Source organism: Enterobacter asburiae (genome assembly GCA_011754535.1).
GTDB classification, from domain to species: Bacteria; Pseudomonadota; Gammaproteobacteria; order Enterobacterales; family Enterobacteriaceae; genus Enterobacter; species Enterobacter cloacae_N.
In genome coordinates, this window is record JAAQVN010000002.1 from 1 (window position 1) to 15,029 (window position 15,029).

8 protein-coding genes and 4 pseudogenes are annotated in these 15,029 nt (G+C 49.4%); 8 read left to right on the forward strand and 4 right to left on the reverse strand.

Features of this window, described 5'->3' with window-relative positions; all coding sequences use genetic code 11:
- Positions 1 to 606: 606 nt before the first annotated feature.
- Positions 607 to 1,014, reverse strand: coding sequence for a hypothetical protein (locus HBM95_22935; protein ID NIH45750.1), 408 nt, complete (start codon positions 1,012 to 1,014; stop codon positions 607 to 609).
- Between the two features lie 498 nt (positions 1,015 to 1,512).
- On the opposite strand from HBM95_22935, the gene HBM95_22940 reads away from it, so the two are divergent.
- From HBM95_22940 to HBM95_22955, 4 genes are all read left to right on the forward strand, one after another.
- Entirely contained in the window at positions 1,513 to 2,709 is a 1,197-nt protein-coding gene (locus HBM95_22940; GenBank protein NIH45751.1) for an efflux RND transporter periplasmic adaptor subunit, read from the forward strand.
- A complete protein-coding gene (gene macB / locus HBM95_22945; protein NIH45752.1) occupies positions 2,706 to 4,643 on the forward strand; it encodes a MacB family efflux pump subunit in 1,938 nt (645 codons plus the stop codon). The genes HBM95_22940 and macB overlap by 4 nt, the downstream gene beginning before the upstream one ends.
- Before the next feature lie 3 nt (positions 4,644 to 4,646).
- The gene (locus tag HBM95_22950; GenBank protein NIH45753.1) at positions 4,647 to 6,020 is read left to right on the forward strand and encodes an efflux transporter outer membrane subunit; all 1,374 of its coding nucleotides are present in this window, start codon (positions 4,647 to 4,649) and stop codon (positions 6,018 to 6,020) included.
- Positions 6,021 to 6,167: 147 nt separating this feature from the next.
- Positions 6,168 to 6,734, forward strand: coding sequence for a hypothetical protein (locus HBM95_22955; protein ID NIH45754.1), 567 nt, complete (start codon positions 6,168 to 6,170; stop codon positions 6,732 to 6,734).
- Between the two features lie 472 nt (positions 6,735 to 7,206).
- Here HBM95_22955 and HBM95_22960 read toward each other — a convergent pair.
- A pseudogene (locus HBM95_22960) lies at positions 7,207 to 8,210 on the reverse strand (IS110 family transposase).
- 674 nt (positions 8,211 to 8,884) lie between these two features.
- The gene (locus tag HBM95_22965; GenBank protein NIH45755.1) at positions 8,885 to 10,780 is read right to left on the reverse strand and encodes a hypothetical protein; all 1,896 of its coding nucleotides are present in this window, start codon (positions 10,778 to 10,780) and stop codon (positions 8,885 to 8,887) included.
- Positions 10,781 to 11,330: 550 nt separating this feature from the next.
- Here HBM95_22965 and HBM95_22970 point away from each other — a divergent pair.
- The 3 genes and pseudogenes from HBM95_22970 to HBM95_22980 all read left to right on the forward strand — a co-directional run bounded on the left by HBM95_22970 (position 11,331) and on the right by HBM95_22980 (position 12,713).
- Positions 11,331 to 11,660, forward strand: a complete 330-nt coding sequence (locus tag HBM95_22970) for a hypothetical protein (protein ID NIH45756.1) — start codon at positions 11,331 to 11,333, stop codon at positions 11,658 to 11,660.
- Positions 11,661 to 11,704: 44 nt separating this feature from the next.
- Positions 11,705 to 11,944 (forward strand): annotated as a pseudogene (locus HBM95_22975) (hypothetical protein).
- 60 nt (positions 11,945 to 12,004) lie between these two features.
- Positions 12,005 to 12,713 (forward strand): annotated as a pseudogene (locus tag HBM95_22980) (IS6 family transposase).
- A gap of 71 nt (positions 12,714 to 12,784) precedes the next feature.
- Here HBM95_22980 and HBM95_22985 read toward each other — a convergent pair.
- Positions 12,785 to 13,187: pseudogene (locus HBM95_22985) on the reverse strand (Rpn family recombination-promoting nuclease/putative transposase).
- Between the two features lie 716 nt (positions 13,188 to 13,903).
- On the opposite strand from HBM95_22985, the gene HBM95_22990 reads away from it, so the two are divergent.
- Positions 13,904 to 15,013 (forward strand): hypothetical protein, encoded by a 1,110-nt coding sequence (locus tag HBM95_22990; GenBank protein ID NIH45757.1) that lies wholly within the window; start codon positions 13,904 to 13,906, stop codon positions 15,011 to 15,013.
- Positions 15,014 to 15,029 lie beyond the last annotated feature (16 nt).

Here is a 15,029-nt window from a genome sequence, read left to right on the forward strand (position 1 = left end):
AAGCGAACTCTGTCTAAACGGCAGAGTTCGCTTTTTCTTGTCGATGAGAATACCAGTTACGTCAACCTATCTTACCTTTAATGTATGAACCGACATGGGTTAACAAACACCTCATAGTCGTTTAGGCTTAAAGGGTGTTATCCATGATGAGGAATAACGCTTTCCTTATGCAACCAGCGAACAAGAACCTCACACCCGACAGGTACAGCCGGCTCCCCTTTCATAATGGGTTGATACCAAGGCTGTAACTCATGGTTACTCATCGCGGTAATAAGCAGCTTTTCGGGAGTGAGAGGCCTTCCGGCCCATAGGTAATACGCAGAAGCTATTACCACATAAAAAAACTAAAAATATCAACAACATGAATCGATAAATTTCAGGGGAAAGGTGATGATATCGCGCGCATCAATGCTTGACGACAGCCAGTATCCATAGGCCTCAGAGTGTATCTTCGCACTTTGCTCTACCGTAAACGGAGAAGAATTAATGACACCGTCTTGCCCCATCCGGCCATGATCTGTCAATAGTACAACGGGTAAAAGCTCCGAAACCGACTCCAGAATGTTGCGGATATAGTAACCATCCGTGCTGGTATAAAGCCCATTGCTATTCTCGCGCAGATGAAACACGATAAAGGGATGCCCCTGAAGGGCGCGAGTACTGGCGGGTCAAGTAGAGATTTCTTTCAGTCCCAGGCAGAACTTCCCCTGGCAGCGAGGAGCTGTACACCTCTCCTGATTTCGCTAGCTCAATATTCCCTACATTCGGTGTAATGGCCAACTGGCGGCGCAACTCAGCTACAGTGCGTGGTGTGCAGGGGGCTCCAATCAATGGACGCATGGACTGAACCGATTTATTAACATGCGTCAACAGGGAATCCAGCTGTTGTTGTGCACGGGCCATATTGTCATGCTGCTGATTTTTAACCCAATGAACCGTTTGCAGATAGAGAAAGGATGTTGTACCCGTCAGGCAAATGATAAATACGAGAATAGTCAGTGCAATGCGATACATCTGATGCTGGGGATGAGTTTTCATTGGCGGTCAAAGATATGTCTGGAATATAACAGGAAGTGTGGCAAATTCTTTAGAAATGTCCACATGCACTCATTTTCGACACATGCACTCCAAGAAATTTCTGCTCTATCTTTACTCCCCCGGTCATAGTAGCCTGCCCGATATTCATTCGAACAACCGGATGCAGGGGGCGAACAGACTATGCATATTACAGAATAATTAAGCTAAAGAAGAATGAGCGACTCACATTAATAATGGGCGTTTTTTCCTGGGGCAAGATCCGAAAAAACAAAGCCACCCTGATTTATTCATGAAAATTCCCTGACACTCTGAGCGGGCTAGTGATGTTTAGAATGCGCCAGGCCATAATAATCCATGATTTGTTTTAAATGTTGATGCACTACAGCAATCTTATTAACCCTTTATTTAATGCCCGGGGCTATGATCTATGATGAGTGCTGAATTATCGTATTTAACGTTACGGAAAACTGCACTATGTCGTTGTCGCCAGTAAAATTCATCTCCCGCCGCGCGGTACTGCTTTGTATCTTCGCGCTGGCCATTGCCACTGTTTTACTGGCGGTATTTCTGCATAAGCCAGCACAACCTGCCTACATTGTAGCTACGGTGCGCCTGGGCAGTATTGAAAATGCCGTACTGGCTACCGGTCGGCTGGACGCAGTTGAACGCGTCAATGTAGGCGCACAGGTTTCCGGCCAGGTAAAATCACTGAAAGTCAAAGTGGGTGACAAGGTGACCAAAGGACAATCTGTCGCCGACATTGATGACCTGCTCCAGCGTAACGACCTGCGGACTGCAGAAGCCAGTCTGAATGAGATCAAGGCCGATATGCTCGCAAAACAGGCACAGCTCAAACAGGCTGAATCGAAATACAAACGCCAGCGCAGGATGCTCAGTGAAGAGGCCAGCTCTCAGGAAGACTACGAGGATGCGGAAACGACGCTTGCCACCCTGCGGGCGCAGATGCAGTCGCTTAATGCCCGACTTGTACAGGCGCAAATCACCGTCGACAAAAAGAAAGTCGATTTGAGCTACACGCGCGTGGTTGCCCCGATGGACGGGATTGTCATTGCGGTTGTCACGCAGCAGGGCCAGACCGTAAATTCCACCCAGAGCGCACCCACCATCATCAAACTTGCCCGCCTTGATGTGATGACAATTAAGGCCCAGATATCTGAAGCTGACATCACGCGTGTCAGACCGGGCCAGAAAGCCTGGTTTACTATCTTCTCAGAGCCTGAACATCGTTACGATGCCACACTGCGTTCCGTTGAGCTGGCACCGGAATCGATAATGAAAGACGATTCACTGGCCAGCAACAGCACGTCCTCGGGGTCGGGAACGTCAAATGCATCCGTTTATTATAACGCGCTCCTCGATGTCCCAAACCCCGGTAACCGCCTGCGCATTGCCATGACCGCTCAGGTCTCAATGGTGCTTGGCGAAGCAAAAAACACCCTCCTGATACCTGTCCAGGCAGTGCATAAAACAGCGGATAAAAAATCGCAGGTTCAGGTGCTGACCCCGGACGGACATACTGAGGCGCGTGAAGTCAAAACCGGTATCACCAACAATGTTGATGTGCAGATCCTCTCCGGACTGAAGGCAGGTGAAACCGTTACGCTGTCTCAGCCAGAGGCCAAACCTGCCGAGGGAGTATTCTTCCTGTGAAGGCGGTCATTGAGCTAAAAGGTATCAGCCGGACCTATTCAAACGGCAATCAGTCCCTCAGCGTACTGAAAGATATCAACCTGACTATCAGGGCCGGTGAAATGGTCGCCATCATCGGAGCCTCTGGCTCCGGTAAATCAACGCTGATGAATATTATGGGCTGCCTTGATGTACCTGACAGCGGCGACTACATAATCGGTGGCCAGAATGCAGCGCAGCTGTCTGCTGACGCGCTGTCACAGATACGCCGCGAGCACATTGGCTTTATCTTTCAGCGGTATCATCTGATGCCCGACCTCAGCGCACTGGGTAACGTGGAAATCCCGGCCATTTATGCCAACCGCCCCCGCGTTCAGCGTCGTCTGCGGGCAGCCCAACTGCTGGCCCGACTGGGGCTGAAAGGGTGGGAGCACCACCGGCCAGGCCAACTGTCAGGTGGACAGCAGCAACGCGTCAGTATTGCCCGATCGCTTATCAACGGCGGGGAGATCATTCTGGCTGACGAACCCACCGGCGCGCTCGATTCGCAATCAGGCCAGGAAGTTCTGGCTATTCTCAGTGAGCTAAACCAGCGCGGCCATACCGTCGTTATCGTTACCCATGATATGAACGTCGCGAAACGTGCCCGGCGCGTCATTGAACTTCGGGACGGTGAAATCATTTCGGACAGCGGACAAAACCCGGGCACGGGGCAACCGTTGCCACAATCGCCCCGAGTGTTGCAGACAGGCTGGCAGACCCTCCTGGATCGCACCCGTGAGTCGCTGCATATGGCGCTGAAATCGATGAATGCGCACCGCCTGCGCACCGCATTAACAATGACCGGTATCATTTTCGGGATTGCCGCCGTTGTCACCGTTGTCGCGCTGGGGGAAGGGGCCAAACAGCGAACGCTGGAAAACATCAAAGGGCTGGGGACCAATGTGGTCAGTATTTTCCCGGGAAGCGATTTCTTCGATGATGCCGCCGACAAAATCCGCACACTGGTCCCCGCCGACGCGGATGCCCTTGCAAAGCAGAATTTTATCGAAAGTGTCACGCCGGAGATCTACGCTCAGGACACTATCCGCTTTCGCGGAAAATCAGCTACAGCCACCATCAACGGCGTCGGGCGGGACTATTTTCACGTGAACGGCATCGAGATTATTCAGGGTGCCACGTTTCGCGATGACGGTCATGCCCTGCAGGAAGTCATTATCAATGATAACGCCGTACACTCCCTTTTTGGCGATCCGGGTGCCGATGCGCTGGGTCAGATCGTTTTTCTCGGATCTGTTCCGGCCCGGGTGATTGGTGTGGCAAAAAGTAACCGTGATTATCCTCCTAACCGAATCGCAGTCTGGATGCCCTGGAGTACCGTCATGTACCGCATGGTGGGAAAACCGACATTGAGTAGCATCAGCGTTCGACTGCGGGACGACGTCACCAGTGAGGCCGCGGTCAGCGCCATTACGCAGTTGCTGAATCAGCGTCATGGGGTAAAAGATTTTATGCTGTTCAACCGTGACCAGTTCCGAAAATCGGTTGAACACACGTCCATGACACTCAGCCTGCTGATCCTGATGGTCGCCTCAATCGCCCTGATTATCGGTAGCCTGGGGGTTATGAATATCATGCTGGTTTCCGTGACGGAACGCACCCACGAGATTGGCGTACGCATGGCGGTGGGAGCGAGACGAAGCGACATTATGCAGCAGTTTATGACAGAGGCTGTGCTGGTCTGCCTGACCGGCGGTGCACTGGGTATTGCCCTGTCATTCATCACCGGCCCACTGTTCTCTCTGATGGGGGGCGACATGCTCAACGCCATCTGGTCATGGCAAGCCGCCACCATTGCATTTTTCTGTTCAACATTAATCGGCATGGTTTTCGGTTATCTCCCTGCCCGCAAGGCAGCAAGAATGGATCCGGTCGCTTCACTGGCCAGTGAGTAAATGATGAAATTATTACCTTTTCCCTTATGCCTCGCCGTACTCCTCTGTGCTGGCTGCGGCAATATGTTAAAAAGGGAGTATCAACGCCCGCTCATTCAGTATCCGGACCACTGGCAAACTGAAACAGTCGGTACTGCGCCAGCCCCCTTTAACTGGCTGGATTTCCGCGATCCCGCACTCAACAATTGGCTGCATCAGGTGATGACCAGAAATAACGATCTGGCCCGGGCGGTGCTGCGCGTCTATCATGCGCAACTTAATGCCGAACGAACCGGTATACTCGCGGCACCAGACCTCAATGCCAGACTGAACAGCGGAGCAGAGCACGAGTTATCCGGATCATCATCCTGGCAGAATAAAAGTGGCGCATCACTGGATACCCGATATGAGGTGGACCTGTGGGGTAAGCTTGCCCGGGCGCAGGATGCTGCAGAGTGGCTAAGCCAGGCAAGCGAACAGGATTTACGGGCAGCAAGGCTCACGTTGCTGGCAAACGCCAGCACGAACTACTGGCGAATTGGCTACCTCAATGAACAAATCAGCATAAGCCAGGGAAGTCTTGAATATGCAAAGAAAACGCGCCAGCTGGCCAGCGCCCGATTCCATGCGGGAAAAATATCGCCCCTAGATGTGGTTAATGCAGAGCAAAATGTCCTGAAACAGGAAGCTCGCCTGCTGACGCTGCAGCACCAGCGCCAGCAGGCGCTGAATGGGCAGACCGTACTGCTGGGTGCCCCGCCAGGGAAAACGGTTGTTGAACCGGAAAACCTGCCGCAAGGACCACTGCCGCAGATTGACAGTGGAATTCCGGCCAGCATCCTGAGCCGCAGACCTGACGTGAATGCAGCAGAGATGCGCCTGCGAGCGGCCCTGTCCGACATTGATGCCAGACGCACACAATATTATCCGTCTTTCACCCTGACAGGTACGCTGGGCACAAGCAGCAGCGCATTACTGGCTTTTCTGGGCAATCCCGTCGCCGGCATCGGCGCCAGTCTGACCCTACCCTTCCTGGAATGGCGAAAAATGAATGTGGACGTCAAAATTGCCCAAAACGACTACGAACAACGTGCCCTGGAATTTACGCAAACCCTTTATAAGGCGATGTCTGATGTGGACAACGCCCTGTCTCTACGCGCACAACTGATGGCTCAGGAAACGCATCTCCACACGACACTGGCGCTGGCTCGCAAGTCTGAACGGCTGAATGAGGTACGTTACCGCGAGGGGGCTGTCACCATCACTGACTGGCTGAATGCTCAGGAACAACGCCGACAGATGGAATCAGCGCTCAACGAAAATCGCTTTAAACAGTACCAGAATATGATGAGCATTTATTTAGAATTTGGTGGAGAGGGAAAATGTGGCTATCAGTGAAAATAATAGTGACAGGTTATGCCTCTTATTTTTGTTACTACTTTTCTGATAGTTTAATAAGAATAAATACGGTGAGAAAGAAAAAATATAAACGGTCATCAGAACCAAGCGTCATTGGGTGAAAATAATATAAGGCAAGATATCTTGATGAAGAATATATCAATATATGGTCAAACTCACTATATGCGGTTATCGATATCAGAATTTTTGTTTCATTTAAAAGAAGAGATTGAAATGGTTGAAAACCTTTCAATTTTCGCATTTGAAGGGGCCTGGGTAAACCTGAAAGAGTTTTTGACTTTGATACAATGCACCTCGAGGCGCATCCTCATAATAGCTAAAGAAGGAATAATTGATTTTCTTTCAGCCATTTTAAGGTCTGGTAAAATCAGTTATGTATGCATCAATACCGATCTAACTCATTTGAAACAAGAAATAAAACGCTTTATACAATGCCTAACACCTCACATTAATAATTGTCCAGTGACACCCGCACTGGTTTTGCAGCCCAGGGAATACTGCATAATATCGCTATATCTCCAAGGTAGATCAATCAGCTATATTTCTAAAGTTATGGGTAAACCTATCAAGCAAGTACATAATTTTAGGCTCCACGCAATGAGAAAAACTGGTGTTTTTTCTGATGCTGCTCTGGTAAATCACTGGTGTATTATTGTTCATTGGTTATATTTAAAACCAAACTGTATAGTATAGAGTAATACATGGAGTTTATCGGAGATCATGCTGTCAGGCAGCGTCAAGCTGAGACAGATGCTCACCAAAATGTAAGCGTAGTGGGTCAAGGATCTGAGTTCAACTATTTCATAGCGATAACGAACTTTATAATTACTAAATCTCCCACGAGATCAGAGATCATCATTTATTCCTTTATGGGGTCAGTTTGGATATCGAAAATTATTGTACTATAAGGGCTTCCCCGGCATATCAACGCCGGTGTTTATGGTTTCTGTCTGCTTTTCAGTAAAAATAAAGGGGAGAGACTGCGGTACTATAAACGGCCATAATGAATCGTTATCGATTCGGACCCTGATGAAAGACGCGCGTGAGGCTCTTGTTCGTTAAGCGGATACGTATATCCTGTACAATATTCAGATATACCTCACGGGGTCTAACCCTTTATCATCAACGAGTTGCAGGTCAGATGGTCATACTGTTGCTTCGTACTTTAGCTGGCTGAGTACAGTCTGAAATCATCACCGTAATGCAATGATGCCCAGCACAGCCTTGCATTTTTGGCGGCGATGGCCACAACAGTGCGCCAGTATCCTCTGCGTTCGACCAGTGAACAGACCCAACGACTGAATGAGTCAGTCCTTTTCTCAGCGCCAATCAGTACTGAACGAGCTCCCTGTACCAGAAGCGTTCGCAGATACGAATCACCGGCTTTTGTGATCCTGCCGAGCTTCGACTTTCCACCGCTGCTGTATTGTGATGGCGTCAGTCCCAGCCAGGCCGCCAGTTGCCGTCAATTTTTAAATCATGTGCATTACCGATACTGGCATCCAGTGCACAGGCCGTTAACTCCATTAGCCGCTGACTGCGGTGATCTGTTTTGGCCATGCGCGACAAAATTCGGTCATATTCAGCGATGTTAGCTTCAATGCGATCAGCGTGTTCCAGCAAATCATCAACACATTGGTGAACCTGAAGAGGTAAAGAGCTCTTCTGCCCAGAAACCATGTGGCGCAGGGCATCTGTACTTTGTGGCGCGATGACATCGAATTCAGATATCAATCCTCGTAATCGATTATACGTTGCTGTTTTTTCTTCGATAAAACCCTGACGGGTACGATGTCAACACTGCATGGCCTGCAGGCTTTCGTCCTTCACTGGTACAAACCGCATATGCGGACGACGAACAGCTTCACATATAGCCTGAGCATCCGCTGCATCATTTTTCCCTGATTTACCGGCCATGCGGTAAGGCGATACAAACTTTGCAGCCATAAGGCGCGGTTCATGGCCATACTGCCGAAATAACCTTGCCCAGTAGTGAACTCCGGAACATGACTCCCCCCCGATAACACAGGGCGGTAAACCAACAATCAGTCCGGGAAGAGCGGCACGGGTTACTCTGGATTTAACCAGAACGGTTTTGCCATTCTGGTCAACGCAGTGAACCGCGAACATATTTTTAGCAAGATCGATACCGACAGTAGTGATGGTCATAACGAATCCCTCCGGGGCTGTGTTTACCCCATGATTGCACAAGAGTTAATCAAGCTCATTTCCAGGGGAAGTCCATTCCATTCGTTAAGCTCGTTTTTTGAGCGAATACAAAAAGCTTGCCATGAGCATACAGTGATAAAACAGACAGAAGGTTCTTCGCGCATGGAAGCAAAAAATTCTCACTGGAACACGCGGATGTAAAATAAAAATCAAATCATACCCCTAGACGAAAAATACGGCATTTTTTCGTATACAAGAATTTTATAAACCTTGACGCCTGGGAATTTCTACTTTTTTGAGGCCCCGGATAGGCATTAGTGCATGAACAAGCTCTACAGGACCGATTGCAGTTTCCATTCCTGTTGTTCAGGCAAATTTTACCTGTTTATTGCAGAGCGAAATATGATGATAACGGGAGGCCTTGCAGTGCTGCACCTTTTGCTAGCTCAGAACAACCAGCCCGACAGTCTTTTCCTACTCTTTGCTGACGGTCATAGGAAATGCTTTTGTTTTCAGCTAATTTGGTTTGAAAAATGAAATGCTGGTCGGTAAAGATAAACGAAATTTAGTTGTAGGTATTGTGGATAAGGTCTTTGCAATGATTGCAGCTAATGTGGGCCAGTAAGGGACGGTGAAAAGTATTACCGCCCGTATTCGGGCGGTAATAATTGAGATTACTGCTGCTTCCAGAGTGCACTCTGACCTGGGGTGGTGCCCTGAGCAATCCACTGACTCGCTTTCCAGACTTTACCGTCATGGCTGACTATGTTGCCCATCTGATAAACCATGGTAGAGAGCCAGGCAACAGGTTTGGCGTTATTATGCAGTTTCCAGCTGTCACCTTTTCCCGGTTCGGCGGTAGTCCAGTAGCTCGCCATATAGTTTACGCCGTTCCAGCTCACGGTATTACCCGCGGTGTAGGTTTTACCTGCCACCCAGCTTTCATAGGTCCCGGTACCTGGTTCGTCTTTGTCCATGACTTTTAGCGCGGCGGTTCCACTGGCTTTACGTTCACCGCTGTCCAGCTCGGCAGTAACTTTTACCAGATAATCACCTGCGGCCAGGCCGCTTTTCACGCTACCACTCTGATCAATACCCGGGACTTCATTGCCTGCTTTGAGCAGTGACCAGCTATAGCTTACTTTTCCTTGACTGTAGTCAAAGTTCGCCTTAGCGGTAAATTTACCGCCTTTGTCAGAGGTAATTATTGTCGGACCAGTAGGTGCTACCTGCGGAGCCTGTACATTCACTTTCAGCGTCGCTTTACCGGTCGCACCGTTTGCGGTTTTGCCGGTAAGCTCGAAGGTAGCCGAGGTACCGCCAGGGACGCCACCCTTTACAGTAATCTGCGTTTTAGCCTGATTTGCCGGGCTGGCGGTAATGCGGCTGTCGCCAGCTACTCGAGTCCATTGCCAGGATACGCCTGCTTTATCGCTGCTGCCGGTCACTGCGTAGCTATAGCCACTATTGGTGGTGGCAATTGGAGCGATGGTGTAACGATCGAGGCTTATCGCTGGCGCCTCGGCATTTTTCACGATCTCAATGGCGTAGCCATGGCTTTTATCGCTAACGAAAACTTGGTTTTCGCGTGGCTTTTGTTCGTTAAAGCGGATGGTACCGTCAGTCTGCTGCTGACCGATTTGTAATTCGTTGCCGTGATTACGGTTCAGTTCACGACCCAGTTCAAGTACCCACTGATTGTTATTGATGTTCTGTGCCGTTATCTTCAGATACACATCGACCAGATTATCGCCGCGGGTACCGCCCATCAGGCGGAAGCGAACTTGTTCCCCAACGGCAGGTTGATGCGCCATGGTGATGAAGTCGCCTTTGCTTACCCAATCGCTCTCATCGCCGCCGCCTTCTTCCTCTCCGCCGCCATCCGGGATTTCTGAGCCGTCACGGGGTTTGATGTTGACATCGCTACAGTTATAAAAGCCTTCGCCCACGGCATCAATGCGCTGCCAACGCGTAAAGATAACCGCAGTACCGGTCCTGTCTTCAGGAATGGTCACGTTCACCGTATGGCGATCGCTTGAATCGCCTGAAGCGATATCGAAGCGTTTAAGTAGCTCCACGTCGTTCCAGCCCAGTGCTTTTTTGGTCGGGTCGACGTTTTTCTTGTTGATGTAAAACTCAATAAAGGACGGGGTGTGCTTCGCCGTGTAGTAGTAAGTCATGCCGACTTTACCTTGCGAATCTGGCTGGAGGGTAGTCTTAGTCCAGTCTGCGCGCGGTAAGTTGAAGCCTGCAAATCCGCTGTTGCTACCGCTGCAAAGCATGCCATCTTTAACATCACTCTTGTCCACGGTGTGTGGGGCAGTCGCAAAACCGGTGAAGCCGTTCCAGTTGTCGAAGGCTGCCTGCTTTGACGGGCTAGCATCCAGTGCTGCTTTACAGGCAGCACTTTTCATTGTGGCTGGGTTCCAATGACCGCCTTGCGTATGGCATTCCCACTGGCGTGCTTTTGGGTTTTCCATTGCGCCGTGACCGAACACTGAGCCGGAGAAGGTCGACATGGCCAGGCTGCCGATGACAGCCGCCAGAACTTTCTTCTGAGGTATTAACATGAACGTTTATCCTTGTTCAACGAACATTAATAATGAAGGGCACAAGGTACCGTTCTGCAGTTGAGTGGGGAATAAGACGACAGAATAAGTGTATGAGAAACTTCTTTTTCACAAAGGATCGATAACAGCAGCTTTAAGATGTTTTTTATGTTATGTAAGTGCTTGTTGAAAATCATATTTCTCATTAGTTGCACTAGTACATAAATTCAGGCAGGTCTTTGATTTCGCAGTGCTAAATGGCCTAGTGAGAGCGAAGCTGCAAGATGCGACATCTGACTTTTTTGAACTGGATCGGATCTGACGCTCAGTGGAACGAAAACTCACGTTAAGAGATTATGGTTGACGTTTAAGGTGGATAGGTGCGCCGGTTATATCCGGGAAAGCGCATGAACCGGTATCCGGTGGCTCTGACTGCTCCTTCCGGAGCAGGACCTTCATCATTTATAATTCCCGCCGTTGTGATAGAATCGACCGGATATGTAAAGCAGCTTTCCAGCTGTCAACCGATCTCGGTGTTAATCAAAATATACTATCCCTACAAGAGGTTATAATGAAAAATCTATCGGCTTTGTCAGTTGTCTGTGCTGCACTGTTTTTCACCGTTCCTGTGTATTCCATGGAGGTTTCCGCTGATACGATTCAGACCATTCAGGAATATAAGGGAAACGTCCGTATTGTTTTTAAGCCAGCCGAGGAATTTAATATTACTTCGAAAAAAACATCAAAAGTTAATGACACTACCGTCTTCTCCGGGAACGTTGTCATTACATTTAAGGAAACCACGCTGAAAACGGACTCTGTTACTGTGAAAAAACAGGCAGATGGTTCTTCGCTCCTGGAAGCGAAAAAATTCTCACTGGAACACGCGGATGTAAAATAAAAATCAAATCATAGCCTCTGACGAAAATTACGGGATTGCATTCAGGCCTTCATAATGAAAGCCTGAATGCAATCCCGGCTGTACGTCTGAAGAATCTCGCTCGTTATGCAGGAATGACTTCGGTGTTCAATATCGCCAGGATGGCTCCGCAGAAAAGGACCGCGATACTGGTTGCCTTTGTCCTTGCATGAGAGACGCTGGCGCTGGATGATGCACTGGACGTTCTGGATGCCATGCTGGCTGTTATCATCCGTGACGCCAGTAAGATTGGGCAGAAAAAACGGTTCTGTCGCATTAAGGCGAGGTCGGGTAATAATTGTGTTTTTTTGTGATATTACCTGACCATGACTTTGATCCGGAACGCCTTCAGACGCCTGCATTACCCCGTTGATCTCATCGCGCAGTGTGTCCGCTGGTATCTGGCGTATTAGCTGAGCCTGCGTAACCTCGAAGAAATGATGGCAGAGCGCGGCATCATCGTTGACCATTCCACCCTGCACCGGTGGGTTATCCGCATGGTCCCCTACTGGATAAGGTTTTTCGTCGTTATAAACGGCGTCCTGGCGGACGCTGGCGAATGGATGAAACCTACGTGAAGGTCAATGGCCGCTGGCATATCTGTACCGGGCCGTCGATAACAGGGGCCGCACTGTCGATTTTTATCTCTCTTCCCGTCGTAACAGCAAAGCTGCATACCGATTTCTGGGAAAGATATTAAACAACGTGAAAAAGCGGCAGATCCCGCGATTCATCAACACGGATAAAGTGCCCACCTATGGCCGTGCGCTGGCTTTGCTCAAACACGAAGGTCGATGCCCGGCTGAAGTTGAACACCGACAGATTAAGTACCGGAATAACATCATTGAATGTGATCATGGCAAACTGAAAAGGATAATCGGCGCCATACTGGGATTTAAATCCATGAAGACGGCTTACGCCACTATCAAAGGTATTGAGGTGATGCGTGCACTACGCAAAGGCCAGGCCTCAGCATTTTATTATGATGATCCCCTGGGCGAGATGCATCTGGTGAACCGAGTTTTTCAAATGTAATGCCTTTCAATAAGAAAAAGGCTACCTTATCGCTAACTTTGCAACAGTGCCATTCGCTACATGTAGGGCTAGGGGCTGCCACGGCCGTGGGAAAGCAGCAGCGAAATAACCAGCGGCAGCTCTGCTCATGACGGTGTCCAGATGTTTCTGCATGGCGGCAATGGAGTACCGCATGAGTCTGAACGCCATATGCCTGTCGGGACTGTTCTGGTACTCAATGAGCGTATAAATGTATCCCTCACCCTCTGTGGTCTTCAGAGAGTACAGCACGTCGGCAAAATAGGTCCGCAGGTTTTCCTCAATAAAGGAGCCAGATTCCAGCAGCAGGTGGTCAGGTCACACAGCTGCAGCAGCATCTGCGGGCAGATGCAGGGCCAGAAAATCCCGGGCGGTATCCGTATGTGTCAGGAAGGCTTTAAACAGCCTGTCCTGGGGAACCGGTGACTTCCCGCACTTTCCTTTTCTGCCTGACATGCCGCGTCTCCGTTGGTTTAAGTGTGCTCATCTGGCAGTATTATACCGGAGCTGAGGTCCCAAACTGGCGGGCAACGGCGCTGATACTTGCACCTGCTTTCAGGTGTTCAAGCGCTGCCTGCCGCTGTTCACGTTGTCAGTAAATGAGGGGGGTTGTAAGAGGGAAGCCGCCAAAATTTTGCGGTCTACCATTTTTAGTGATCTTTCGGAACCTCGATAACTCCATCAGCAATCCCCTGAGCCAGTCGCTCCATCCATTTCGCAAAGCGAAAATAGCCAGGTTATTGCTGGCAGATGTAGTCCATCTGCACCTTTGATGTACTGTCCATCACTCGCTTTATCGTCCATGTAGTCGCTGTTGGGAAAAAATGCCCTGTCCTGTTCCGTACAGACAGGGTGCCTTAGCAGCCAACACCGGAGAAATGTAATGGATAGCTATTTTAACTACACTAAAGTATAGCCGCAGGTTTTTTGCAGCCTGAAGGAAGCATCGCCCTGCATGGAGAAAAGTCGCAATTTCTCTTTCCGGGAGTCTGTGCATGCATCAACGTCCGACTGAGCCGTTCTTCTCTGTTCAGAAAAGAATTATCCTCTATTATATCGTACCAGGCAGGTACATCATTACGTAGCTTTTTTCACAGAAAGGCATGACACAGTCGTTTTGTTAATGCTCCCGCAACAAAACGCTTATCATTTATAATGTAATGAGAGTATTCATGAAAATTGACAAACTGGCGCTGGCACTTGCTACACTCGTAGCCAGCGGTGCTGCCTGGTCCCACGGCTATGTAATGGATCCCCCTACCCGTGCTTATCAGTGCAACCTTGGGAAAAACACGAACTGTGGAATGATTCAGTATGAACCACAAAGCACAGAGGCCACCAAAGGTTTCCCTGCACGCCAGGTGATCCTCAACGGAATCACCATGCCAGTGGTGAGAGACGGTCAAATAGCCAGTGCAGAACACTCCCCCAACGGTAAATCAAACGGTGAACTGGATGAGCAGAGCAGCAACCGTTGGGTAAAAAATCCAATCAAACCAGGCTATAACACCTTTAAGTGGAAGTTTACCGCTAACCACCCGGCTTCCAAATTCGAATATTTTATTACCAAAAATGACTGGAACCCCGACAAACCATTAACCCGTGACTCCTTCGAATCCACCCCGTTCTGTACCGTTGACGGAGGCGGCGTAATGGTGAATGGGACGGCTACACATGAATGTGAAGTACCTGCGCATAACGGTTATCAAATTATCCTGGGCGTATGGACCGTCGCCGATACCACCAATGCATTCTACAGCGTAATCGACGTAGACTTTGGCGGTGATAACAAACCGGGTGTAGAAGAACACCAAAAACCAGTGATTGGTCTGGCGCAGAACAGCTATGTATTTAAGCAAAAAGATGTTTCAGAAGGCTATACGCTGGATGCCTCCACAACGAAGCACGCCACGCATTATAAATGGGAAGTGATTGGGGATGACTCCGGCTTCCGGCTCAAGAAAAAAGCCGATGCAGAACCATATAAGATGCTGGAAGGTAACACACTGAGCGCCCCGCTGGCCTGGGTTGATGCGGGGCACACGGGGCACACGACTTATCGTCTCACTGTGACCAACGAATGGGGTGAAGCAAGCAAAGACATCAAGGTAGAGGTGCTCCCCGGCAAACCAGATGAATCCGGCAGCTGGAAAGAAGGTCAGAGCTATAAAATTGGTGACACTGTGACTTATAAAGGAAAAATGTACCGCTGTATCAACGGTCATACTTCAAGAGCACACTGGGCACCGGGTGACGCCGCGTCATTATGGTCTATAGAGTAAATCCTTGAAGATTATA

Coding starts and splice junctions, on each gene's coding strand:
- HBM95_22935 (NIH45750.1), bottom strand. CDS start 1,014: ATGTATCGCATTGCACTGACTATTCTCGTATTTATCATTTGCCTGACG.
- HBM95_22940 (NIH45751.1), top strand. CDS start 1,513: ATGTCGTTGTCGCCAGTAAAATTCATCTCCCGCCGCGCGGTACTGCTT.
- HBM95_22950 (NIH45753.1), top strand. CDS start 4,647: ATGAAATTATTACCTTTTCCCTTATGCCTCGCCGTACTCCTCTGTGCT.
- HBM95_22955 (NIH45754.1), top strand. CDS start 6,168: ATGAAGAATATATCAATATATGGTCAAACTCACTATATGCGGTTATCG.
- HBM95_22965 (NIH45755.1), bottom strand. CDS start 10,780: ATGTTAATACCTCAGAAGAAAGTTCTGGCGGCTGTCATCGGCAGCCTG.
- HBM95_22970 (NIH45756.1), top strand. CDS start 11,331: ATGAAAAATCTATCGGCTTTGTCAGTTGTCTGTGCTGCACTGTTTTTC.
- HBM95_22990 (NIH45757.1), top strand. CDS start 13,904: ATGAAAATTGACAAACTGGCGCTGGCACTTGCTACACTCGTAGCCAGC.